The 23,948-nt window shown below is 70.0% G+C and carries 23 protein-coding genes; 6 read left to right on the top strand and 17 right to left on the bottom strand.

Annotated elements, in window-relative coordinates:
• Positions 1–79 precede the first annotated feature (79 nt).
• The 4 genes from ABKA17_RS30365 to ABKA17_RS30380 are packed head-to-tail and all read left to right on the top strand — an operon-like array spanning position 80 to position 3,607.
• On the top strand, positions 80–946 hold the full coding sequence (locus ABKA17_RS30365) for an ABC transporter ATP-binding protein (protein ID WP_353695491.1): 867 nt from the start codon (positions 80–82) through the stop codon (positions 944–946).
• A complete protein-coding gene (locus ABKA17_RS30370; protein ID WP_353695492.1) occupies positions 943–1,788 on the top strand; it encodes an ABC transporter permease in 846 nt (281 codons plus the stop codon). Before ABKA17_RS30365 ends, ABKA17_RS30370 begins: the two co-directional genes overlap by 4 nt.
• Complete coding sequence (locus ABKA17_RS30375; protein ID WP_353695493.1) at positions 1,785–2,984, top strand: sensor histidine kinase; 1,200 nt, start codon at positions 1,785–1,787, stop codon at positions 2,982–2,984. Before ABKA17_RS30370 ends, ABKA17_RS30375 begins: the two co-directional genes overlap by 4 nt.
• Positions 2,981–3,607 carry a response regulator gene (locus tag ABKA17_RS30380; protein WP_353695494.1) on the top strand — a complete coding sequence of 209 codons (627 nt, stop codon included), beginning with the start codon at positions 2,981–2,983 and terminating at the stop codon, positions 3,605–3,607. Before ABKA17_RS30375 ends, ABKA17_RS30380 begins: the two co-directional genes overlap by 4 nt.
• 48 nt (positions 3,608–3,655) lie before the next feature.
• Here the strand turns inward: ABKA17_RS30380 and hisS are convergent, their stop codons facing one another.
• Positions 3,656–4,918: a histidine--tRNA ligase gene (gene hisS / locus ABKA17_RS30385; protein WP_353695495.1), complete on the bottom strand. Its 1,263-nt coding sequence runs from the start codon at positions 4,916–4,918 to the stop codon at positions 3,656–3,658.
• Positions 4,919–4,929: 11 nt separating this feature from the next.
• Positions 4,930–5,649 (bottom strand): MBL fold metallo-hydrolase, encoded by a 720-nt coding sequence (locus tag ABKA17_RS30390; protein ID WP_353695496.1) that lies wholly within the window; start codon positions 5,647–5,649, stop codon positions 4,930–4,932.
• A gap of 191 nt (positions 5,650–5,840) precedes the next feature.
• Between ABKA17_RS30390 and ABKA17_RS30395 the strand changes: the two genes are divergently transcribed.
• Positions 5,841–6,659, top strand: a complete 819-nt coding sequence (locus ABKA17_RS30395) for a peptidylprolyl isomerase (protein ID WP_353695497.1) — start codon at positions 5,841–5,843, stop codon at positions 6,657–6,659.
• Between the two features lie 135 nt (positions 6,660–6,794).
• Positions 6,795–8,024, top strand: coding sequence for a DUF349 domain-containing protein (locus tag ABKA17_RS30400; protein WP_353695498.1), 1,230 nt, complete (start codon positions 6,795–6,797; stop codon positions 8,022–8,024).
• Between the two features lie 88 nt (positions 8,025–8,112).
• On the opposite strand, the gene ABKA17_RS30405 is transcribed toward ABKA17_RS30400, so the two are convergent.
• The 15 genes from ABKA17_RS30405 to pgsA all read right to left on the bottom strand — a co-directional run bounded on the left by ABKA17_RS30405 (position 8,113) and on the right by pgsA (position 23,918).
• Complete coding sequence (locus tag ABKA17_RS30405; protein WP_353695499.1) at positions 8,113–10,653, bottom strand: RelA/SpoT family protein; 2,541 nt, start codon at positions 10,651–10,653, stop codon at positions 8,113–8,115.
• A gap of 308 nt (positions 10,654–10,961) precedes the next feature.
• Entirely contained in the window at positions 10,962–11,501 is a 540-nt protein-coding gene (locus tag ABKA17_RS30410; protein WP_353695500.1) for an adenine phosphoribosyltransferase, read from the bottom strand.
• On the bottom strand, positions 11,498–12,607 hold the full coding sequence (gene secF, locus ABKA17_RS30415; RefSeq protein WP_353695501.1) for a protein translocase subunit SecF: 1,110 nt from the start codon (positions 12,605–12,607) through the stop codon (positions 11,498–11,500). The genes ABKA17_RS30410 and secF overlap by 4 nt, the downstream gene beginning before the upstream one ends.
• A gap of 2 nt (positions 12,608–12,609) precedes the next feature.
• Entirely contained in the window at positions 12,610–14,382 is a 1,773-nt protein-coding gene (secD, locus tag ABKA17_RS30420; protein WP_353695502.1) for a protein translocase subunit SecD, read from the bottom strand.
• Positions 14,383–14,511: 129 nt separating this feature from the next.
• A complete protein-coding gene (gene yajC, locus ABKA17_RS30425) occupies positions 14,512–15,012 on the bottom strand; it encodes a preprotein translocase subunit YajC (protein ID WP_353695503.1) in 501 nt (166 codons plus the stop codon).
• 174 nt (positions 15,013–15,186) lie between these two features.
• Positions 15,187–16,257, bottom strand: coding sequence for a Holliday junction branch migration DNA helicase RuvB (gene ruvB / locus ABKA17_RS30430; protein WP_353695504.1), 1,071 nt, complete (start codon positions 16,255–16,257; stop codon positions 15,187–15,189).
• A gap of 10 nt (positions 16,258–16,267) precedes the next feature.
• Positions 16,268–16,873, bottom strand: a complete 606-nt coding sequence (ruvA, locus tag ABKA17_RS30435; protein ID WP_353695505.1) for a Holliday junction branch migration protein RuvA — start codon at positions 16,871–16,873, stop codon at positions 16,268–16,270.
• Positions 16,870–17,409, bottom strand: a complete 540-nt coding sequence (ruvC, locus tag ABKA17_RS30440) for a crossover junction endodeoxyribonuclease RuvC (protein ID WP_353695839.1) — start codon at positions 17,407–17,409, stop codon at positions 16,870–16,872. Before ruvC ends, ruvA begins: the two co-directional genes overlap by 4 nt.
• Positions 17,410–17,538: 129 nt before the next feature.
• Entirely contained in the window at positions 17,539–18,291 is a 753-nt protein-coding gene (locus ABKA17_RS30445; RefSeq protein WP_266833215.1) for a YebC/PmpR family DNA-binding transcriptional regulator, read from the bottom strand.
• A gap of 49 nt (positions 18,292–18,340) precedes the next feature.
• Positions 18,341–18,952, bottom strand: a complete 612-nt coding sequence (gene pdxT, locus ABKA17_RS30450; protein WP_353695506.1) for a pyridoxal 5'-phosphate synthase glutaminase subunit PdxT — start codon at positions 18,950–18,952, stop codon at positions 18,341–18,343.
• A gap of 7 nt (positions 18,953–18,959) precedes the next feature.
• On the bottom strand, positions 18,960–19,865 hold the full coding sequence (gene pdxS, locus ABKA17_RS30455; protein WP_353695507.1) for a pyridoxal 5'-phosphate synthase lyase subunit PdxS: 906 nt from the start codon (positions 19,863–19,865) through the stop codon (positions 18,960–18,962).
• Positions 19,866–19,981: 116 nt separating this feature from the next.
• Complete coding sequence (locus ABKA17_RS30460; RefSeq protein WP_353695508.1) at positions 19,982–20,524, bottom strand: LemA family protein; 543 nt, start codon at positions 20,522–20,524, stop codon at positions 19,982–19,984.
• A 600-nt stretch (positions 20,525–21,124) separates the two neighbouring features.
• The gene (locus tag ABKA17_RS30465) at positions 21,125–22,300 is read right to left on the bottom strand and encodes a glycosyltransferase family 4 protein (protein WP_353695509.1); all 1,176 of its coding nucleotides are present in this window, start codon (positions 22,298–22,300) and stop codon (positions 21,125–21,127) included.
• Positions 22,297–23,205 (bottom strand): phosphatidylinositol mannoside acyltransferase, encoded by a 909-nt coding sequence (locus ABKA17_RS30470; protein WP_353695510.1) that lies wholly within the window; start codon positions 23,203–23,205, stop codon positions 22,297–22,299. The genes ABKA17_RS30465 and ABKA17_RS30470 overlap by 4 nt, the downstream gene beginning before the upstream one ends.
• Positions 23,202–23,918 carry a phosphatidylinositol phosphate synthase gene (pgsA, locus tag ABKA17_RS30475; RefSeq protein ID WP_353695840.1) on the bottom strand — a complete coding sequence of 239 codons (717 nt, stop codon included), beginning with the start codon at positions 23,916–23,918 and terminating at the stop codon, positions 23,202–23,204. Before pgsA ends, ABKA17_RS30470 begins: the two co-directional genes overlap by 4 nt.
• Positions 23,919–23,948 lie beyond the last annotated feature (30 nt).

Here is a 23,948-nt window from a genome sequence, read left to right on the forward strand (position 1 = left end):
CCCTGTCCACCGTTCGGTGGACATAAGGAAGGACGCTCGGTCGTCCCGGAGCGTTCGGTTCCGGCCGAGGCTCGAATGCATGACAACACACGCGAACGAACTCGCGGTGGACGTACGGGGGCTGCGCAAGCAGTACGGCGACGTGACCGCGGTGGACGGTGTCGATCTCGGCATCGGCAGGGGCGAGGTGTTCGGCCTGCTGGGGCCCAACGGCGCGGGCAAGAGCACCACGGTGGAGATCCTCCAGGGCAACCGGAGCCGGGACGCGGGCGAGGTGCGGGTGCTCGGCTCGGATCCGGCGAAGGGCACGCGTGCGTGGCGTTCACGTGTCGGAATCGTCTGGCAGGACGAATCGGCGCCCGCCGAGTTGACGGTTCGTGAAACCGTTCGACACTTCGCCCGGTACTACCCGAGGCCTCGGGATCCGGAGGAGGTCATCGGTCTGGTGGGTCTGCAGGAGAAGGCGGGCAGCCGGATCAAGGCCCTGTCGGGCGGGCAGCGCCGCCGTCTCGACGTGGCCCTCGGGGTGATCGGCGGTCCCGAACTGCTGCTCCTGGACGAGCCGACGACGGGTTTCGACCCGGCGGCCAGGCGGCAGTTCTGGGACCTCATCCGCACGCTCTCCGACGAGGGCACGACGATCCTGCTCACCACGCACTACCTGGAGGAGGCGGAGGCCCTGGCCGACCGGCTCGCCGTCGTGACCGCCGGCCGGATCGTCGCCGAGGGCCGCCCGGCCGCCCTGCGGGAGCGGTACGGCACCGAGGCCACCGTGGAGTGGACCGAGCCGGACGGCGCCCCGCGCGCGGAGCGCACCGACACCCCGACCCGCACGGTCGCCGCGCTCATGAGCCGCTTCGACGGCGAGATCCCGGGGCTCCGGGTGAGCCGCCCCACGCTGGAGGACGTCTACCTCCGGCTGACCGGACAGGAGGACGCACGATGACCACGACCGTCGTACGACCGCGCGCGGACGCGACGGCCGAGCGGCTGCCGGGCGCGTTCGGCATCGGACTCCAGCGGGGCGCCCTGGAGATCAGGCAGTTCTTCCGGCAGCGCGATCAGGTGGTGTTCACCTTCGCCTTCCCGGTCGTCTTCCTGTTCCTGTTCGCGTCGATCTTCAGCGACGACGTGGAGGGCGCCGGCATCACCGCCTCGCAGCTCTACGTCCCCGCGATGATGGCCGCCGGCATCATGTCGACGAGCTTCCAGTCCCTCGGCATCTCGATCGCCATCGAACGGGACGAGAAGGTGCTGCGCCGGCTGCGGGGCACCCCGATGCCACCGGCGTCGTACTTCCTCGGCAAGATCTGGCTGGTTCTGGTCACCGGCCTGATGGAGACGGCGATCCTGCTGCTCGTCGGCACGACGCTGTACGACGTCGAGTTGCCCTCGGACGCGACGCGCTGGTTCCACTTCGTCTGGATCTTCGTGCTCGGTCTGACGGCGTGCGCGCTGCTCGGCATCGCGATCAGCTCGGTCCCGAAGTCCGGCAAGAGCGCGACCTCCGTGGTCGTCCTGCCGTTCCTGGTGCTCCAGTTCATCTCCGGGGTGTACATCGCGATCGACACGATCCCGGACTGGATGCTGAACATCGGCGCCCTGTTCCCGCTGAAGTGGATGTGCCAGGGTCTGCGCGGGGTGTTCCTGCCGGACTCGGCACAGGTTCTCGAGCAGGCCGGCGGTTGGGAGTTCGGCCGCGTCGCCCTGGTTCTGGGGGCCTGGTGCGTCGGAGGATTGTTGCTGTGTCTGCTGACCTTCCGGTGGAAGAACCGGCGCGACGGATGAGGATCCCCTCCGGACTGGTGGGCGCGTACAGCTGGGACCGCTCGTTCCGGATCTGGGACACGTACTTCGCGCTCATCTGGCTGGCCACCTCGGTGTTCGTGCTCGGCACGGACTTCCCGGGGTGGCCGGTCCGGCTCACGGCGGCGGCGCTCCTGGTCCCGTTGATCCCGCTGTACGTCGTGGTGGGGCGCCCCATTCTGCGGGGCGATCCGCCGGACGAGCGCCGGGCGCTGGGCTTCATCGCGGCCCTGACGGTGCTGTTCCTGCCGTCGGCGGTGCTGGTCGGCGAGACACGGCTGATGACGTTCGCGCTCGTACCGCCGTGCTTCATGACCCTGCGGACGCGGTGGGCGCTGGCCGCCGTGGCCGTCATCAACCTCGTTCCCGTGCTGGGCTGGGCGCTGTTGTGGTGGCCCAGCGACCAGGACGTGTTCTTCAACGGGATGTTCGCGCTCGTCACGTTCGTGTTCTCGGCGGCCGTCGGCAGTTGGATCATCCGGATCATCGAGCAGAGCCAGGAGCGGGCCGAGCTGATCGCGGAGCTGGACGCGAGCCGGCACGAGGTGTCGCGGCTCTCGGCGGCCCACGGAGCGCTGGCCGAACGGGAGCGGATGGCACGGGAGATCCACGACACGCTCGCCCAGGGCTTCACCAGCCTGCTGATGCTGGTCCAGGCGGTCGAGGCCGAGGTGGAGAGCGACCTGCCGCAGGCCCGGCGGCATCTGGCGCTCATGGACGAGACGGCCCGCCAGAATCTCGCCGAGGCGCGTGCCCTGGTCGCCGGGGCGGCGCCCGCGGACCTGGACGGGGCCTCGCTCCCGGACGCGCTCCGGCGTCTGGCCGCGCGCCATGAGGCGACGCTGGAGGTCACGGGCCCGGTGCGGGCACTGCCGGCCGGCGCCGAGGTGGTGGCCCTGCGCTCGTGTCAGGAGGCCTTGTCGAACGCCCGTAAGCACGCGGGGAGTTCGGTGTCCGTGGGGATCGCGCTGGCGTACGGCGACGCGTCCCTCGCGGTGTCCGTGCGGGACGACGGCCGGGGCTTCGACCCGTCATGTGTGACCGAGGGCTACGGTCTGGCGGGACTGCGGGCCCGGGCCGCGGAGGTCGGCGGGACGGTGTCGGTCCGTGGTGCGCCAGGGCAGGGCACGACAGTGACGGTCCGGCTGCCCGTACCACCCCTGGAGTGTGCAACGTGATCCGGATCATCCTGGCCGACGACCATCCCGTCGTACGGGAGGGGCTGCGGGCGATGCTGAGCGCGGAGCCCGACCTGGAGGTGGTCGCCGACGCGTCGAGCGGCCCCCACGCGGAGGCGCTGGCGGCGCGTCTGCGTCCCGACATCGTGCTGATGGACCTGCGGATGCCGGGCGGCTCGGGCGTGGAGTCCATCGAGCGGATGGCCGCGGCCGGACTGCCCTGCCGCGTGATCGTCCTGACGACCTACGAGACCGACCGGGACATCCTTCGTGCCGTGGAGGCGGGGGCGGCGGGCTACCTGCTCAAGGACCTGCCCCGTGCGGAGCTCGCCGAGGCGGTACGGGCCGCCGCGCGCGGCGAGACGGTACTGGCGCCGTCGGTGGCGGCGAGGCTGGTGGACCAGCTGCGGACCAGGCCGGAACGGCCACGGTTGTCGGCACGGGAGACCGCGGTGCTGCGACTGGTGGCGGAGGGGTGCACGAACGCGGAGATCGGGCGCCGGCTGTACATCGGGGAGTCCACGGTGAAGACCCATCTGCTGCGGATCTTCGGCAAGTTGGGGGTGGGTGACCGGACCGCGGCGGTGACGAGTGCGATGCGGTACGGGCTGCTGGAGCAGTGACGAAGGCGCCGGGTGCCTCGGAGGGCACCCGGCGCCTGGTCAGCCGTGCTAGCCGAGCCGTGCTTCCAGCTCCGCCACGATCTCGTTCACGCCGATCGCCGTCTGCTCGCCGGACTCCATGTCCTTGAGCTGGACGACACCCTCGGCGAGGTCGCGTTCGCCGGCGACGACCGTGTAGCGGGCGCCGCTGCGGTTGGCGTTCTTCATGGCGCCCTTGAGGCCCTTGGCGCCGTAGGAGAAGTCGGCGGCGATGCCGACCTTGCGGAGCTCCGTCACCTTGGCGAAGAGGACCCGGCGGGCCTCCTCGCCCAGCGGGACCGCGAAGACGCTGGTCGTGGAGGGGAGTTCGAGCTCGACGCCCTCCGCCTCCAGCGCCAGGACCGTGCGGTCGACGCCGAGGGCCCAGCCCACCGACGGCAGCGCGGGGCCGCCGATCATCTCGGACAGACCGTCGTAGCGGCCGCCGCCGCCCACCGCGGACTGCGAGCCAAGACCGTCGTGGACGAACTCGAAGGTCGTCCGGGTGTAGTAGTCCAGGCCGCGGACCAGCTTCGGGTCGTCCTCGAAGGCCACGCCCGCCGCCGTGATCAGCTCACGGACCTCCTCGTGGTACGCCTTGCAGGCGTCGCAGAGGTAGTCGCGCAGCAGCGGCGCGTCCCCGAGCTGCTTCTGGACCGCCTCGCGCTTGTCGTCGAGGACGCGCAGCGGGTTGATGTCCGCGCGGCGCAGCGTCTCCTCGTCGAGGTCGAGCCCCCGGAGGAAGTTCTGGAGCGCCTCCCGGTACACCGGACGGCACTCCTTGTCGCCGAGGCTGTTGAGCAGGATGCGGAAGTTCCTGAGGCCCAGCGAGCGGTACGCCTGGTCGGCCAGGATGATCAGCTCGGCGTCAAGGGCCGGGTCCTCGGCACCGATCGCCTCGGCACCGACCTGGGAGAAGTGCCGGTAACGGCCCTTCTGCGGACGCTCGTAGCGGTAGTACGAGCCCGAGTACCAGAGCTTGACGGGGAGGTTGCCCGCCTTGTGCAGGTTGGCCTCCAGCGCCGCGCGCAGCACGGAGGCGGTGCCCTCGGGGCGCAGGGCGAGCCTGTCGCCGCCCTTGGTCTCGAAGGCGTACATCTCCTTCGTCACGATGTCGGTGGACTCACCGACACCGCGCGCGAAGAGCTCCACGCTCTCGAAGCCGGGCGTCTCGATGTAGCCGTAGCCGGAGTGGCGCAGCGGGGCGGCGATCGCCTCGCGGACCGCGAGGAACTTCGCGCTGTCCGGCGGGATGAGGTCGTACGTGCCCTTGGGGGCCTTGAAGGTGCTCACGGAAGGTCTCGTCACATTCCTCGTCGGGGAGCGTCGACATGCGCGCTGTGATCCTGGCGGCCGGCGGCCACCTGCCGCAGATACGGGTTGGTGGCGCGCTCACGGCCGATGGTCGTGTGCTCGTTGTGGCCGGGCAGCACCACGGTCGAGTCGTCGAGCGGCAGGACCACGCGGGCCAGGGACTCGAGCATGTCGTCCATGGAGCCACCGGGGAAATCGGTGCGTCCGATGGAGCCGGCGAACAGCAGGTCGCCCGAGAAAAGCAGCGGCGGGATGTCCGCCGACTCGGGCAGGCCGAAGGTCACCGACCCCCTGGTATGGCCCGGCGCGTGCGCGACGGACAGCTCCATTCCGGCCAGCTCCAGCCGTACGCCGTCGGTGAGCTCCTTGACGTCGTCCGGCTCCCCCACGGTCAGCTCGCCCATGAGCGGCATCCCGATGGAGCCGCCGAGCGCCTTCTCCGGGTCGCTCATCATGAACCGGTCCTCGGGGTGGATCCACGCGGGTACGTCGTGCGCTCCGCAGACCGGGACGACCGAGGCCACATGGTCGATGTGGCCGTGGGTGAGGACGACGGCGACGGGCTTGAGCCGATGCTTCTTCAGTGCCTCCTCGACTCCCTGGGCGGCCTGATGGCCCGGGTCGATGATCACGCACTCCTCGCCGGCGGCGGGGGCGACGAGATAACAGTTCGTCCCCCAGGCCCCGGCGGGGAACCCGGCAATGAGCACGATCGTCCTTCGTTGTGTCGATAAGTGCGGACTGAGGGCGGGCTTAAAAATCGGCTGCGCCTGTGGTCAGAGCCTACCGGCGCTGCCGTTTCCTCAGCGAACCCATATACGGTACGGGGCACACGCACGCGGTCGGCTCACAAGACGCAGGCGTCCCAGCAGGCGTACGAGACGCATGAGGAGAGAATCCGGTGGTCACCCAGGAACAGCGGAAGCGGCAGCTCGCCCGGGAGAAGTTCTTGCGGCAGCAGCAGCGGCGCACGACCGCGCGGCGCAAGGCCCGCATGCGCAACTCCGTGATCGCGTCGGTACTCGGCGTGATCCTGGTGGGCAGCCTCGCCTTGTACACGACGGACGTCCTCAAGGGCGACGACGACAAGTCCAACACGGCCGCCGAGGCCACGGACGCCACGACGCCCAGCGCGGTGGCGGATCCGTGCAAGAAGCCGGCCGAGGGCAAGGCGAAGACGGCGACCTGGAAGAAGGAGCCGTCGATGACGATCGACAAGTCGGCCAAGTACACGATGAAACTGGCGACGACCTGCGGTGACATAGACATCGCACTGAAGACGAAGGCGGCCCCGCACACCGTCAACTCCTTCGACTTCCTGGCGTCCAAGGGCTACTTCGACCACACCAAGTGCCACCGGCTCACCACCAACGGCATCTACGTGCTCCAGTGCGGCGACCCGACGGGCAGCGGCAGCGGTGGTCCCGGCTACACGATCCCGGACGAGAACCTGAAGGACAAAAGCCTGAAGGACAACGTCTATCCGGCGGGCACGATCGCCATGGCCAACACCGGTCAGAAGCACACCGGTGGCAGCCAGTTCTTCCTCGTGTACCAGGACAGTCAGCTGCCGCCCAGCTACACACCGTTCGGTACCGTTTCCGAATCCGGTATGACGGTCCTGAAGAAGATCGCCGCCGCGGGTGAGAGCACCGGAGCGGGTGACGGAGCTCCCAACGCGACGGTCGTGATCAACAAGGCGACTGTCACCAAATCCTGACCGCCAACTGCGAAATTTCGGTCGCGCGGGATGCGGACAGGCAACCCGCCGGTCGCCTATGTTGGCCGTGACGAAACTGTGGACGATGCCCGGGGGAACAGAAGCCCCTCGCAGGCATCATGTGGAGGAGGCGCTGTGAGCAGCGACCCGTGGGGCCGCGTCGACGAGACGGGGACCGTGTACGTGCGTACGGCCGACGGCGAGCAGGTCGTCGGTTCCTGGCAGGCCGGCTCTCCTGAGGAGGCGTTGGCCTACTTCGAGCGCAAGTACGAGGGCCTGGTGGTCGAGATCGGCCTCCTCGAGAAGCGAGTGAAGACCACCGATCTGTCGGCGAAGGACGCGCAGGTCGCCATCGACCACATCCGCGAACAGGTGGACGCGCACCACGCGGTCGGCGACCTGGACGCGCTGAAGGTCCGGTTGGACAAGCTCGTGGAGACCGTCGACAAGCGTCGCGAGGAGCGCAAGCAGCAGCGCGCGAAGCAGTCCGACGAGGCCCGCCACGCCAAGGAGGCACTGGTCGTCGAGGCCGAGGAGCTGGCGCAGTCCGACCAGTGGCGGGCGGCCGGTGAGCGGCTGCGGTCGCTGGTGGACACCTGGAAGGGTCTGCCGCGCCTGGACCGCAAGTCCGACGACGAGCTGTGGCACCGCTTCTCGCACGCCCGCTCGGCGTTCTCCAAGCGCCGCAAGGCGCACTTCGCGTCACTGGACGCACAGCGCGAGGAGGCCCGTAAGACCAAGGAGCGACTGGTCTCCGAGGCCGAGGCGCTGTCCGACTCCACCGACTGGGGGCCGACGGCCGCCCGCTACCGCGAGCTGATGGCGGAGTGGAAGGCCGCGGGCCGTGCCCAGCGCGAGCACGAGGACGACCTGTGGAACCGCTTCCGCGGCGCCCAGGACGTGTTCTTCGCCGCCCGCAGCTCGGTCTTCGCCGAGCGCGACGCCGAGCAGTCGGAGAACCTGAAGCTCAAGGAGGAGCTGGCCGGGGAGGCCGAGAAGATCCTCCCGGTCACCGACCTCAAGGCGGCGCGATCCGCGTTCCGCCAGCTCAACGAGCGCTGGGAGGCCATCGGCCACGTCCCGCGCGACGCGCGTCCCAAGGTCGAGGGCCGGATGCACGCCGTCGAGCGGGCCATCCAGGAGGCCGAGGAGAGCGAGTGGCGCCGGACCAACCCGGAGGCACGCGCGCGTGCCGAGGGTCTGACCGGCCAGCTCCAGGCCGCCGTGGACAAGCTCCGCGGCCAGATCGAGCAGGCGCGCGCCCAGGGCAACAACGCCCGCGCCGACAAGCTCGAGCGTGAGCTGGAGGGCCGCCAGGCGCTTCTGGACCAGGCCCTGAAGGGTCTCCAGGAGTTCGGCGGCTGAGAGGCCGCGAGAACCTCTGCTACGTCGAGAAGGGCCCCGTACCGAGGTACGGGGCCCTTCTCGACGTCCTGCTCTACGAAGCCATGCCCTACGACCGGCTGCGCGCCGACGTCACGCGGTACACGTCGTAGACGCCCTCCACGCCGCGTACCGCCTTCAGGACGTGGCCGAGGTGCTTCGGGTCGCCCATCTCGAAGGTGAAGCGGGAGGTGGCGACGCGGTCGCGGGAGGTCTGGACGGCCGCGGAGAGGATGTTGACGTGCTGGTCGGACAGGACGCGGGTGACGTCGGAGAGGAGCCGGGAGCGGTCCAGGGCCTCGACCTGGATGGCGACCAGGAAGACCGAGGACTGGGTGGGCGCCCACTCGACGTCGAGGATGCGCTCGGGCTCGCGGGACAGTGACTCCACGTTCACACAGTCGCTGCGGTGAACCGATACGCCGCTACCGCGCGTGACGAAACCGATGATGGGGTCGCCGGGTACGGGCGTGCAGCAGCGGGCGAGCTTGACCCACACGTCGTCGACGCCCTTGACCACGACGCCGGGGTCGGCGCTGGAACGGCGCTTGCGGCCACGGCCGCGGGAGGGCGGGACCGCCTCGTCGATCTCCTCGGTGGCCGCCTCCTCGCCGCCGAGGGCGGAGACGAGCTTCTGCACGACGTTCTGCGCGGAGACATGGCCCTCGCCGATCGCCGCGTACAGCGCGGAGATGTCGGGGTAGCGCATCTCGTGGGCGAGGGTGACGAGCGAGTCGCCGGTGAGGATGCGCTGGATCGGCAGGTTCTGCTTGCGCATCGCGCGGACGATGGCGTCCTTGCCCTGCTCGATCGCCTCGTCGCGGCGCTCCTTGGAGAACCAGGCGCGGATCTTGTTGCGGGCGCGCGGGGACTTGACGAAGCCGAGCCAGTCGCGGGAGGGGCCGGCGCCGGCCGCCTTGGAGGTGAAGACCTCCACCAAGTCGCCGTTGTCCAGGGTGGATTCGAGGGGGACGAGGCGTCCGTTGACGCGTGCGCCTATCGTCCGGTGGCCGACCTCGGTGTGGACCGCGTAGGAGAAGTCCACGGGCGTGGCACCGGCGGGCAGCGCTATCACGTCGCCCTTGGGGGTGAAGACGAAGACCTCGTTGCGCGACAGGTCGAAGCGCAGGGACTCCAGGAACTCGCCCGGGTCCTCGGTCTCCTTCTGCCAGTCGAGCAACTGGCGCAGCCACGCCATGTCGTTGAGGTGGTCGTCCTTGCCGGTGGTCCGCGGCTGGTCCGAACGCACCTTGGAGGTGCCGGCGACGGCCTCCTGCTTGTACTTCCAGTGCGCGGCGATGCCGTACTCGGCGCGGCGGTGCATGTCGAAGGTGCGGATCTGGAGCTCGACCGGCTTGCCGTTGGGGCCGATGACCGTCGTGTGCAGCGACTGGTACATGTTGAACTTGGGCATCGCGATGTAGTCCTTGAACCGGCCGGGGACCGGGTTCCATCGCGCGTGCACGGTGCCGAGGGCCGCGTAGCAGTCGCGGACGGTGTCCACGAGGACGCGGATGCCCACCAGGTCGTAGATCTCCGCGAAGTCACGGCCGCGGACGATCATCTTCTGGTAGACGCTGTAGTAGTGCTTCGGGCGGCCGGTGACGGTCGCCTTGATGCGGGCCGCACGCAGGTCCTGCTGGACCTCGTCGGTCACTATGGCCAGGTACTCGTCACGCTTCGGTGCCCGCTCGGCCACCAGCCGTACGATCTCGTCGTACATCTTGGGGTAGAGGATCGCGAAGGCGAGGTCCTCCAGCTCCCACTTGATGGTGTTCATGCCGAGGCGGTGGGCGAGCGGCGCGTAGATCTCGAGGGTCTCGCGCGCCTTCTTCTCCTGCTTCTCGCGCTTGAGGTAGCGCATGGTGCGCATGTTGTGCAGCCGGTCGGCGAGCTTGATGACCAGGACGCGGGGGTCCTTGGCCATGGCAACGACCATCTTGCGCACGGTCTCGGCCTGCGCGGCCTCGCCGAACTTGACCTTGTCCAGCTTGGTGACGCCGTCGACGAGCAGGGCGACCGAGTCGCCGAAGTCGCGGCGGAGCTGGTCGAGGCCGTACTCGGTGTCCTCGACGGTGTCGTGCAGCAGGCCCGCCATGAGGGTGGCCGGGTCCATGCCGAGCTCGGCGAGGATCGTGGTCACGGCGAGGGGGTGCGTGATGTACGGGTCGCCGCTCTTGCGCTTCTGGCCGCGGTGCCAGCGCTCGGCGACCTGGTAGGCCGTCTCGATCTTGCGGAGGGTCGCGGTCTCGATTTTCGGGTCGTTGCTGCGCACTATCCGCAGCAGCGGCTCCAGGACCGGGTTGTACGGGTTGGAGCGCTGGACGCCGAGGCGGGCGAGGCGGGCGCGGACGCGGTTGGAGGAGCCGGAGCGGGCGGGCTGGCCGGCCGGCGGGCGGACCGCGGCGGGCGTGGACGCGGGCGCGGGGCGCTCGGGCGGGGCCGGCTTGGGACGCGGCTGCTCGGCCGACTTGTCGACGGGCGCGGACTGGGCGTGCGCGTGCTCGACCGAGCCCTGCGCGACGTTCTTCGCGTTCTGCGCGGGCGTGGCCGCGGGTCCCGAGGCGGGCTCGGGCTTGGCGGCGGTCAGTGGCTGGGCCTCGTCTGGCAAGAGGACTCCTCGTGCGCGAACCGGGTCCCCCGATCAGGCTCCGGAGACCCCATGGTAGCGAGCCTGCGGCTCGGGATCGCCTTCAGTCCGGTGTGAGGACCGTCTACCCGTGAAACGTGAGGGACTGGCGTCGGCATTCCGGGAGCGGTCCGAGGTGCCTGGGTCCGTAGCCGACTGCGGCGCCGCTGTGGCTGATCGCGCCCGCGCGGCGGAGCCGCAAATCGATTCAGCCCCGCGCCCCTGAAGGGGCGCGAAACGGCCGCCCCGGGTACACCAGGACGGCCGTTTCGGTAAGACCTATGGCAGCCTCAGACCACCAGCAACGCTTCGAGCGGGGCGCCCTCCAGCGCCGGTTCCAGGCGGGCCCGGCCCGCGAGGAAGCCGAGTTCCATCAGGACCGCGAGGCCCGCGACCTGGGCTCCCGCCCTGCGGATCAGCTGGATCGCGGCCTCGGCCGTACCGCCGGTGGCGAGGACGTCGTCGACGATCAGGACGCGGTCGCCGGCCGACAGGTCCTCGGCGTGCACCTCGATCTCCGCCGAGCCGTACTCCAGGTCGTACGCCTGCGAGAGGGTCGCTCCGGGGAGCTTGCCCGCCTTGCGTACGGGGATGAAGCCGAGGCCCGCACGGACGGCGACCGGGGCGCCGAGGATGAAGCCGCGGGCCTCCAGGCCGACGACCTTGGTCGCGCCGGTGCGCTCGGCGATCTCCGCGAGCGCGTCCGTGAGCGTGGTGAACGCCGCCGGGTCGGCCAGGAGCGGGGTGATGTCCTTGAACATCACGCCCGGCTCCGGGTAGTCGGCCACATCGCGGATGCGGCTGAGCAGCAGCTCCTTGATGTCGGTCATCGGCGCTTCCCCGAGGGGCGGCCGCGGCCGCGGTTGCGCGAGGCGGGCTGGGAGCGCGGACCGACGACCGCGTGGGCGTCCTCCGGCTCGTCGCCGTGCGGGTCCTCGCCCCGGGCCTCGGCGAGGTCCTCCTCCGCGGAGGCCTGGGCGCGCTTGGCCAGGACCCGCTTCTTGAGGGCCTTCATCTGCGGCTCGAGCTCCTTGAGGTCGGCGACGAGCGGCGTGGCGATGAAGATCGAGGAGTACGCACCTGCGGCGAGACCGACGAACAGCGACAGCGAGATGTCGTTGAGCGTGCCCGCGCCGAGGAAGCCACCACCGATGAACAGCAGGCCCGCCACCGGCAGCAGCGCGACCACCGTGGTGTTGATGGAACGGACCAGGGTGCCGTTGATCGAACGGTTGGCGACGTCGCTGTAGGTCCAGCGGGTCTGCTTGGTGATGTCCTTCGTCTGCTCCTTGAGGGAGTCGAAGACGACCACCGTGTCGTAGAGCGAGTAACCGAGGATGGTCAGCAGACCGATCACCGTACCTGGCGTGACCTCGAAGCCGACGAGGGCGTAGATGCCGACGGTGATGGTGATGTCGTGGATCAGCGCGACGAGTGCCGCGATGGCCATGCGCCACTCGAAGGCGATCGCCAGATAGATCACCACCAGGACCATGAAGATCGCCAGACCCTGCCAGGCCTTGTTGGCGATCTGGTCACCCCAGCTCGGACCGACGAGGTCGGCCGCGATCTTCTCGGGGTCGACCTTGAAGTCCTCGGCGAGCTGGTTCTTGATCTGGTCGGACTGCTGGGTGTCCATACCGGCGATCTGGATGCGCAGCGTGCCGTTGCCGAGCTTCTGCACGACGGCGTCGTGACCGGAGGCCTCTTCCGCGTACTCCTGGGCCTGGGACACCGAGACGCTGGTCTTCTCGGTGGTGAAGACGGCACCGCCCTGGAAGTCGATGCCCATGTTCAGGCCGCGCACCGCCAGGCCGACGATGGCCGTGATGGTGATCAGGATCGAGATGCCGTACCAGAGCTTGCGGTGACCGACGAAGTCGTAACTGATCTCGCCACGGTGCAGTCGGGCGCCGAGGTTGCCGAGTTTCGACATGCTCACGCCTCCTTCGTCTCAACGGGGGCGACGGGACGGCGGGTGCGGCGCAGCGGCGGCTTGGCACCCAGGCTCTTCGGGTCGAGGCCGGACCACTTGTTGCCGCCCGCGAAGAACGGGCGGCGGGCCAGCAGCGTCATCAGCGGCTTGGTGAAGAAGAAGACCACGACGACGTCGAGCACGGTGGTCAGACCCAGCGTGAACGCGAAGCCCTGGACCTTGCCGACGGTGACGATGAACAGCACCGCGGCGGCGAGGAACGACACGAAGTCGGAGACCAGGATGGTGCGCCGGGCACGCGGCCAGGCCCGCTCGACGGCGGGACGCAGAGAGCGGCCCTCACGGATCTCGTCACGGATGCGCTCGAAGTACACGATGAACGAGTCCGCGGTGATACCGATGGCGACGATCGCTCCACAGACGGCCGGCAGGTTCAGCGCGAAGCCGATGGCCGGGCCGAGCAGCGCCATGAGCACATAGGTCAGGATGCCGGAGACGAGCAGCGAGGCGATCGCGACGAGCGACAGACCGCGGTAGTAGAACACCAGGTACAGGATGACCAGCCCGAGGCCGATCGCACCGGCGAGCAGACCGGCGTGCAGCTGGTCGGTGCCGAGCGCGGCGGTCACCGTGGTGACGCTCTGCTCCTTGAAGGAGAGCGGGAGCGCGCCGTACGACAGCATGTTGGCGAGGCTCTGGGCCTCCTCCTGCGTGAAGCTGCCGGAGATCTGGGCCTGGCCGCCGGTGATGGACTGGCTCACGGTCGGGCTGGAGACGACCTGGCCGTCGAGGACGATGCCGAACTCGTTCTGCGGCAGCTGGTTCTGGGCCAGCTTGCCGGTGATGTCGGCGAACTTCCTGGAGCCGCTCTTGTTGAAGTCCATCGTGACCTGCCAGCCGGCGGCACTCTGGGTGTCGAAGACGGCCTTGGCCTCGTCGACCTCGGTGCCGGCGACGGCGGCCGGGCCGAGCAGGTACTTGTACCAGACGCCGTCGATCTCGCCACAGCCCACGGTCGTGTCCTCGGGCTTGACGCCCTCGCCGGCCTTGGTGCGCTGCGCCTGCTTGGAGCAGTCGAGGGCGGCGTACTTCGCCTGGAGCTTGGCGTCGGCGGAGGTGCCGGCGCCGCTGCTCGCGGAAGCGGAGGGGCTCGCGGAGGACGACGCGGACGTGGAGGTCGACGGGGTGGGGTCGGCCTTCAGCGCGTCGGAGGCAGCACGGCCCTGGGCGGTGGCGGAGGCCGACGGGGAGGTCGAGGAGGTCGCCTTCTCACCCGTGGTGGCCGACTCGCTCGTGGAGGGGCTCGGCGAGGCGCTGGAGGAACCGCTCTTCGACGCGCTCGCGCTCGGCGAGGGCGTGGCGGCGGCAGCGCCGGTGGCCTCCTGGGCGAGCACCGGACGGAAGTACAGCTTGGCGGTGGTGCCGACCTGGTCCCGGGCTTCCTTGGAGTTGGTGCCCTTCGGGATGTTCACGATGATGTTGTTGCTGCCCTGGGTCTGCACCTCCGCCTCGGAGACGCCCAGGCCATTGACACGGCGGTTCATGATCTCGACCGCGGTGTCCATGTTGGCCTTGTTGATCGCAGAGCCTTGGTCGGCCTTCGCCTCGAGCGTGATGCTCGTGCCACCGGCCAGGTCGATGCCGAGGCGCGGCGTCGTGTGCCCGGAGAGGAACATTCCCCCGGTGAGCACCACGATGGCGATCAGGATCAGGGCCAGCGAGCGCCCTGGCTTGCTCTGGGCGCTCGCGCTCCGGCCCCTCTTGGGTGCTGCCACCTTCTCGTACTCCCTCTCGGGCCGCTGCGCGCCGGGTCTGCGGGCGGGCGGCCATGACATGGTGTCGATCCCGTGCGAGCTGCGTACGTCCGAGGGCGCGCAGGCGTGGCCCGCGCGCCCCGGGTACGGCTACTTCGCGTCGGAGTCGCCGTCGGTCTTCTTCGGCTCGTCGTCCGTCTTCGCCTCGGCGGCCTCGTCGGTCTTCTCGACCTCGTCGGCGGGCTCGTCCTTCTTGCCGAGGTCGACGGACTTCTCGTCGGAGGCGGCGGCAGCTTCGTCGTCGGACTCGTCGGTCTCGGTGAGGGAGGAGGCGTCGTCCGGGACGACGTCGGTCTTCAGGTCGTGCTCGATGCCGTGCACGATGCGGTTGTACTCGTCGTCGGTCAGGACGGCACCGATCGCGTTCTTCGCGAAGAGAAGATCGACACCCGGGCCCGCGTCGACGAGAACCGTGTCCTCGTTGACCTCCTTGACGGTGGCGTACATCCCCCCGATGGTGCGGATGCCACTGCCGGGCTGCATTTCGTTCCGCATGTTCGCGGCCTGCTGCTGCTTCTTCTTGGCCGAGCGGGTCATCAGGAACATGGCCCCGATGAGCACGATGAAGGGGAGGAGGGTCACGAGACTCACGGGTCGGTACTTCCTTCACGTGACCGCGATGGTGAGCGGCCTGATGGTTGGGGGTATGTGCGCCGCCGACTAAGGCGGCATCGGCGGAGTCTAAGCGAGTCCGCGCGCAGTGAACAACGCTCAGCATCGCACCCGGGTTCCTGGCCCGGCCAATCCCGCGCCGTCACGATGCCATCACGTCCCGAACAGGTCCTGTTGTCCGTTTCCGGTGGCCGCCGAGCGGGGCGGGGTGAGGCCGAGGTGCGCCCAGGCGGCGGGAGTGGCGACACGACCGCGCGGGGTGCGGGCGAGCAGACCCTCGCGTACGAGGAAGGGTTCGGCCACTTCTTCGACGGTCTCGCGCTCCTCCCCCACCGCGACCGCGAGCGTGGACAGGCCGACCGGGCCGCCGCCGAACAGCTTGAGCAGCGCCTCCAGGACACCTCGGTCGAGGCGGTCGAGGCCGCGGGCGTCGACCTCGTAGACCTTCAGCGCGGCCGCGGCGATGTCGCGGGTGATGTGTCCGTCGGCCTTGACCTGCGCGTAGTCGCGTACGCGGCGCAGCAGCCGGTTGGCGATACGGGGCGTGCCGCGGGAGCGGCCGGCGATCTCGGCGGCGCCGTCGGTGTCGATCTCGACGTCGAGGAGGTTCGCGGAGCGGTGGATGACGCGCTCCAGCTCGGCGGGCTCGTAGAACTCCATGTGCGCGGTGAAGCCGAAGCGGTCGCGCAGCGGGGGTGGCAGCAGGCCCGCGCGGGTGGTGGCGCCGACCAGGGTGAAGGGGGGCAGTTCGAGCGGGATGGCGGTGGCGCCGGGGCCCTTGCCGACGATGACGTCGACGCGGAAGTCCTCCATCGCCATGTACAGCATCTCCTCGGCGGGCCGGGACATGCGGTGGATCTCGTCGAGGAAGAGGACCTCGCCCTCCTGGAGGGAGGAGAGGATCGCGGCGAGGTCGCCGGCGTGCTGGATTGCGGGGCCCGAGGTGATGCGGATGGGGGCGCCCATCTCGGCCGCGATGATCATCGAGAGGGTGGTCTTGCCGAGGCCGGGGGCGCCGGAGAGCAGCACGTGGTCGGCGGTGGCGCCCCGCGCGCGTGCGGCGCGCAGCACGAGGTCGAGCTGTTCGCGGACCTTCTCCTGGCCGATGAACTCGTCCAGGTCCTTGGGGCGCAGGGCGGCCTCGACGGCCTGGTCCTCACGGTCGGCGACGGAGCCCACCAGGCGGTCGGGGGCGGTGTCGTCGGTCGTGTCGTCCCAGTTCACTGACGTTCTCCTAGCGGGCGCGGTTCAGGGTCTGCAGGGCGGCCTTCAGCAGCTGTCCCACCTGGGGCGTGCCGTCGGCGGCCTCGGCCTGGGGTGCCACGGCGGACACGGCCTCGTCGGCCTCGCGGGTCGCGTAGCCGAGGCCGATCAGCGCCGCGTGCAGCTGGTCGCGCCAGCCCTGGGTGACCGGGGCGCCGATCGCGGGGGCGCCGATCGGCTCGCCCAGGCGGTCCTTCAGCTCGAGCAGCAGCTTCTGCGCGCCCTTCTTGCCGATGCCGGGGACCGCGATCAGCGCCTTCTCGTCGCCGGTGGCCACCGCTCTGCGCAGGGCGTCCGGGGTGTGCACGGCGAGCATGGCCTGGGCCAGGCGGGGGCCGACGCCGCTCGCGGTCTGGAGCAGCTCGAAGACCTGGCGTTCGTCGTCGTCCACGAAGCCGTACAGGGTCAGCGAGTCCTCGCGTACGACGAGGGAGGTGGCGAGCTTGGCCGGCTTGCCGAGGCGGAGGGTGGAGAGCGTGTTCGGCGTGCACTGCACGGCCATGCCGACCCCGCCGACCTCGACGACGGCGGCGTCGGGGGCGAGGGCGGCGATGGTGCCGCTGACGAAGGCGATCATGCCGTACGGCCTTTCGTTGCGTTGGCTGCGTGCAGGGCGACCGCCTGCTGGAGTCGGTTCTGCGCGGGGGCGCGCCAGATGTGGCAGATGGCGAGCGCGAGGGCGTCGGCGGCGTCGGCGGGCTTGGGCGGCGCGTCGAGCCGGAGCAGCCGGGTGACCATGGCGCCGACCTGCGCCTTGTCGGCGCGGCCGCTGCCGGTGACGGCGGCCTTGACCTCGCTGGGGGTGTGCAGGGCGACGGGGATGCCGCGGCGGGCGGCGCACAGCATGGCGACGGCGCTGGCCTGGGCGGTGCCCATCACGGTCCGTACGTTGTGCTGGCTGAACACCCGCTCCACGGCGACGAATTCGGGCCGGTGCTCATCGAGCCACTGCTCGATGCCCTGCTCGATGGCGACGAGCCGGTGCCCCAACTCGGCGTCGGCGGGCGTGCGTACGACGCCGACGCCGATCATGGTGAGCGGTCGCCCCGCGACCCCCTCCACGACACCGACACCGCACCGCGTGAGTCCGGGGTCCACCCCGAGTACGCGCACCACCGCCCCCTCCCTGCTCGCCCTGTTCGATCGCCTGTTTGTGCAGGCTATCTGCTGCCACCGACAACGGCGGCGGGCCGGTGGGGTGTGTCCCACCGGCCCGCCGATTCCGCTCAGTTCGCGGCAGCGTTACGCGTCGACCTTCTCCATGACCTCGTCGCTGACGTCGAAGTTGGCGAAGACGTTCTGCACGTCGTCGCTGTCCTCGAGGGCGTCGATCAGCTTGAAGATCTTCCGGGCGCCTTCCTCGTCGAGCTCGACCTGCATGGTCGGGACGAAGTTGGCGTCGGCGGAGTCGTAGTCGATCCCGGCGTCCTGGAGGGCGGTGCGGACCGCGACCAGGTCGGTGGCCTCGGAGAGGATCTCGAAGGACTCACCGAGGTCGTTGACCTCCTCGGCACCGGCGTCCAGGACGGCTCCCAGGACGTCGTCCTCGGTCAGCTCGCCCTTGGGGACGATCACGACGCCCTTGCGGTTGAAGAGGTACGAGACGGAGCCCGGGTCGGCCATCGAACCGCCGTTGCGGGTCATGGCGACACGTACGTCCGAGGCGGCGCGGTTGCGGTTGTCGGTGAGGCACTCGATGAGCACCGCGACACCGTTCGGGCCGTAGCCCTCGTACATGATCGTCTCGTAGTCGGCGCCACCCGCTTCAAGACCGGCGCCGCGCTTGACCGCGGAGTCGATGTTCTTGTTGGGGACCGAGCTCTTCTTGGCCTTCTGGATGGCGTCGAACAGCGTCGGGTTGCCGGACACGTCGGCGCCACCGGTGCGGGCCGCGACCTCGATGTTCTTGATCATCTTCGCGAAGAGCTTGCCGCGCTTGGCGTCGATCACGGCCTTCTTGTGCTTCGTCGTAGCCCATTTAGAGTGGCCGGACATCTGCCTGTCTCCTTCGCGTAACCCATCCAAACAACGAACGCCAGAGATCCTACAAGGACTCCGCCGCCCGGTTCGCGCGCACCATGTCGACGAACAGGGAGTGCACGCGGTGGTCGCCGGTCAGTTCCGGGTGGAACGACGTGGCGAGCGCGTTGCCCTGGCGGACCGCGACGATGTGACCGTCGTGCTCGGCGAGCACCTCGGTCCGGGCGCCGACGGACTCCACCCAGGGGGCGCGGATGAAGACGCCCTCTACAGGATCGCCCTCGACGCCCTGGACGTCGACCGCCGCTTCGAAGGACTCGTTCTGCCGTCCGAAGGCGTTGCGGCGGACGATCATGTCGATGCCGCCGATGGTCTCCTGACCCGAGCGCGGGTCGAGGATCTTGTCGGCCAGCATGATCATGCCCGCGCAGGTGCCGTAGACAGGCATTCCGGCACGCACGCGCGCGCGAAGCGGCTCCATCACGCCGAACAGGACGGCCAGCTTGGAGATGGTGGTGGACTCGCCGCCGGGGATGACCAGGCCGTCGACCTCGGCGAGCTCCTCGGGACGCCGCACCGGCCTGGCCACGACGTCCGCCGCGGCCAGGGCGATGAGGTGCTCCCGTACGTCGCCCTGGAGAGCCAGGACGCCGATGACAGGGGCTTCGTTCGACATGAGGTGACTACCAGCCGCGGTTGGCGTAGCGCTCGGCCTCGGGGAGGGTGTCGCAGTTGATGCCGACCATGGCCTCGCCGAGGTTGCGGGACGCGTCCGCGATGATCTTCGGGTCGTCGTAGAAGGTGGTGGCCTTCACGATGGCGGCGGCGCGCTTGGCAGGGTCGCCCGACTTGAAGATGCCGGAGCCGACGAAGACGCCCTCGGCGCCCAGCTGGCGCATGAGCGCGGCGTCGGCGGGGGTGGCGACGCCACCGGCGGAGAACAGGACCACGGGGAGCTTGCCGAGCTCGGAGACTTCCTTGACGAGCTCGTACGGGGCGCGCAGCTCCTTGGCGGCGGCGTACAGCTCGTTGTTGTCGTAGCCGCGCAGGCGGGCGATCTCGTTCTTGATCTGGCGCAGGTGGCGGACGGCCTCGACGACGTTGCCGGTGCCGGCCTCGCCCTTGGAACGGATCATGGCCGCGCCCTCGGCGATACGGCGCAGGGCCTCACCGAGGTTGGTGGCGCCGCAGACGAAGGGGGTCGTGAAGGCGAACTTGTCGCTGTGGTTGACCTCGTCGGCCGGGGTGAGGACCTCGGACTCGTCGATGTAGTCGACGCCGAGCGACTGGAGGACCTGGGCCTCGACGAAGTGGCCGATACGGGACTTGGCCATCACGGGGATGGAGACCGCCTCGATGATCTCCTCGATCATGTTGGGGTCCGACATCCGGGCCACGCCGCCGTCCTTGCGGATGTCGGCGGGGACCCGCTCCAGGGCCATGACGGCAACGGCGCCGGCGTCCTCGGCGATCTTCGCCTGCTCGGCGTTGACCACGTCCATGATCACGCCACCCTTGAGCTGCTCGGCCATGCCGCGCTTCACACGGGCGGTGCCGGTCTCGAAAGCCTGGTTCTCGGTGCTGGACACGGGTTGACCTCGCTGATGTGAAAAGAGGATTTCTGCAGCACCGAGGAAACGTGAACAGAGCAGTCCACTGCAAGGGCCAATAAAGAGGCGGTGGATCGTTTTCCGAGCGGATGCGACTACGCGGCCCGTTCCACCAGGGCCACCGGAGGCTCGTCGTCCATCTCGAACGCCATGGGGAACGGGGCGTGACCCGCCAGCCGGAACCAGCGGACCTTGCGGTGTCGCCGCAGGGCGCGAGCGGCCCGTACGGCGTCGTTGTGGAAGCGCCGGGCCATCGGCACCCGGCGCACCGCCTCGGTCAGTTCACGGACGGCTTCCTCTCCCCCGGGCGCCTCACGCACCGTCTCCACCTGCGGTGTCTCCGCGAAGACGGCACGCAGAGCCTGGCTGAGCTCGCTCTCGGCGACCTCGCGCTGCTCCTCCTCGGCCTGCCGCGCGGCATGCGCCGCCTCGTAGAGCAGGATCGACGCGGCCGGGTCGAGGACGCCGGAGGTCGCCAGTTCCTGGGTCACCGAGGCGCGGCGCAGCAGCTGTGCGTCCAGCGCGGCCCGGGCCGCGTCGATCCGCGAGTGCAACCGGTCCAGTCGTCCTGCGGTCCAGCTCAAGTAGAGGCCGATCGCGATCAGGGCGACGAGGATCCAGATGAGGGTTGAGGTCACGGACGCAAAGGTTACCGAGCGGCGCGGCGAGGTCTGCCGAGGGGCGCACGGGGCGCCGGGGCGGCGGGGGTTCGGCGAACCGCGGAGATCCCGGCCGCCGGACAGCCCCTCGGGGCGAGTGCGCAGGCCTCAGGTTCCGGGCGACCGCGTAGGCGTCGAACTCCGGCAAGCATCTCGGCAGCAGGCTCTGGACGGTCGTCAGACGCCCGGACGCGGACAGTCAGCTCGGTCTCCGACGCCAGGCGAACGCCGGGGCTCCGAACAGCCGCAGCGCTTCGGGACAACGCCGGCGGGCCGCTTCACACACATCCGCCGCTGGGGCCACCGGCAACCCCGGACTCCCCACGGCCGCCGCGACCTTCCTGACCGGGAGCCCATCGGGGCCTCGGCCACCCGCAACCACCTCGCCCCCAACCACCGGCGATGGGCTACGACCTCACAGCACCGGTAGTCGCCACGCCCCGAGCCACCCGACGACCACCAAAGCCCAGACCCCGCCGGCCCCTTACGGCCGCAGCCCTCCGACGGCACCCTCGGCTCCAGCCACCGCGCAGCCCCCGAACAACCCGGCGTCGTACGGAACCCGCCCCGGACCTCGGCTCAGTCCCGCGCCAGTCCCAGTCGTGCCCGCAGGCCCGTGCCCGGGGTGCGGTCGTCGTCGGCTGCTGCGACCGCGGCGGCTCCTGCCGTGACCGTTTCGTAGACCGAGAGGATGTCCGCGCCGACCGTGGACCAGTCGAAGCGGCGTACGTGGATGCTGCCCCGCTCCCGCAGTTCGGCCCGGCGTTCCGGGTCGGCCAGCAGGCGCAGTGCCGCGTCGGCGAGGGCGTCGGCGTCCTCGTTGGCGAAGAGTTCGCCCGCCGCCCCCTGGTCGAGCACCTGGGCGAAGGCGTCCAGGTCCGAGGCGAGGACCGCAGCGCCCGCCGACATCGCCTCGACCAGGATGATCCCGAAGCTCTCACCGCCGGTGTTGGGAGCGACGTACACGTCGACGCTGCGCAGGAAGCGCGCCTTGTCCTCGTCGCTGACCATGCCGAGGAACTCCACGCGCGAGCGGAGTTCGGCGGGCAGGCTCTCCACCGCCTCCACCTCGTCACCGCGCCCGGCCACCAGGAGCCGGGTCTGCGGGCGCTCGGCGAGGATCTTCGGCAGGGCCTTCATCAGGACCGGCAGGCCCTTGCGGGGCTCGTCGATGCGGCCGACGAAACCGAGGGTGTCGCCCTGCCACTCGGGGTTGGGCTCCGCCTTGGCGAAGAAGTCGACGTCGACGCCGTTCGGGATGACGACCGCGTCGCCGCCGAGGTGTTCCACCAGCGTGCGGCGCGCGTACTCGCTCACCGCGATGCGCGCGCTGATCTTCTCCAGGGCCGCCTGGAGGATCGAGTACGCGGCGATCATCGCCTTGGAGCGCGGGTTCGAGGTGTGGAAGGTGGCGACCAGTGGGCCCTGGGCGGCCCAGCAGGCCAGCAGGCCCAGGGACGGGGACGACGGCTCGTGGATGTGGACGACGTCGAACTCGCCGTCGTGCAGCCAGCGCCGCACGCGCGCGGCGCTGAGGAAGCCGAAGTTCAGCCGGGCCACCGAGCCGTTGTAGGGCACCGGCACCGCGCGGCCCGCCGAGACGACGTAGGGCGGCAGCGGCGTGTCGTCGTCGGCCGGGGCGAGGACGGAGACGTCGTGGCCGAGGCGGATGAAGTACTCGGCGAGGTCACGGATGTGGAACTGGACGCCGCCCGGCACGTCCCAGGAGTACGGGCAGACGATGCCGATCCTCACGAGGGCCCCTTACCGGGGTCGAGATCCTTGAGCCACAACCGCTGCAGCATGTGCCAGTCCTCCGGATGGTCGGCGATCCCCGTGGCGAAGGCATCGGCCAGCGCCTGTGCCATGACAGACGTCTTCTCGGCCCGCGTACCTGTCTCGGGTACCTCGACCGGGGGGTGCACCCGGCCCCGCATGACGGGCGAGTCGTCGTACCAGAGCGTCACCGGCAGCAGCAGCGCGCCGGTCTGCTGGGCGAGGAGCGCCGGTCCCGCGGGGATGCGGGTGGCCTCGCCGAAGAACTGCACCTCGACGCCGGAGGACGACAGGTCGCGCTCGGCGACCAGACAGACCAGGCCGCCGTCGCGCAGCCGCCGGGCCAGGGTGCCGAAGGCGGTGCCGCCGCTGTGCGGCAGTACCTCCATGCCGAGGCCCTCTCGGTAGGCGACGAACCGGTCGTACAGCGTCTCGGGCTTCAGGCGTTCGGCGACCGTGGTGAACGGTGTCTCCAGCTTGGTGGTGACCCAGGCGCCCGCGAGGTCCCAGTTGGCCATGTGCGGCAGCGCCAGGATGACACCCCGGCCGGAGGCGAGCCCGTCGGTCAGGTGGTGCACGTCCTTGGGGTCGAAGCCGCCCTTGACGCGCTCCTTGCTCCAGGCGGGCAGCCGGAAGGACTCCATCCAGTAGCGCAGGTACGAGCGCATGCCCGCGCGGGACAGCTCGGCGAGGCGCTCGGGTGTCGCGTCGGGCACCACGCGCGCGTAGTTGCTCTCCAGCCGCAGCACGCCCTTGCCGCGCTTCTTCCAGGCGAGGTCGGCGATGGTCCGCCCGAGGCGTACCGCGACCGGCTCGGGGAGCTTCTTCACCGCTGCCCAGCCCAATCCGTACAGGCTGTCGGTGAGCCGCTCCTGAGCCGTCACTTCGCCGTCTCCGGTGCGGCGTCCGCCGCCTCCGCCTCGGCCGACTCCCGGCGGACCGTGACGACGCGCTGGATCAGCGTGACGAGGCTGCCCACGGCGACGATCCACAGCGCGATCGGCAGCAGGTACTGGATGCCCGGCACCCCGAACTTGTGCAGCCCCGCGAGACCGGCCGCGACCAGCGAGATCACCAGCCGCTCGGCCCGCTCCACGAGCCCGTTGACCGCGACCGGCAGCCCGATCGACTCGCCCCGGGCCTTGGTGTACGACACCACCTGGCCGCTCGCCAGACAGAAGATCGAGACGGCGCACAGCACCAGGTCGTCGCCGCCACCGGCGTACCAGAGGATGAAGCCGCCGAAGATCGCTCCGTCGGCCACCCGGTCGAGCGTGGAGTCCAGGAAGGCTCCCCAGCGGCTGGAGCGGCCGAGCTGGCGGGCCATGTTGCCGTCGACGAGGTCCGAGAACACGAAAGCCGTGATCACGATCGTGCCCCAGAAGAACTCGCCCATGGGGAAGAAGACCAGTGCGCCCGCGACGACCCCGGCGGTACCGAGCAGCGTGACCGTGTCAGGGCTGACGCCCCTTCTGATCAGAAAAGTGGCGAACGGTGTGAGGACACGCGTGAAGAATGCACGCGCGTACTTGTTCAGCATGGCCTTCCCGAGGGTCGGTGTGGCCGCGCGGCCCCTGCTGGCCACCGGCTGGCCCATCGTAGCCACGCGCGCGCGTGTGCGAACGCC

Origin of the sequence: Streptomyces sp. RG80, assembly GCF_040446465.1 — a bacterium.
Lineage (GTDB): Bacteria > Actinomycetota > Actinomycetes > Streptomycetales > Streptomycetaceae > Streptomyces.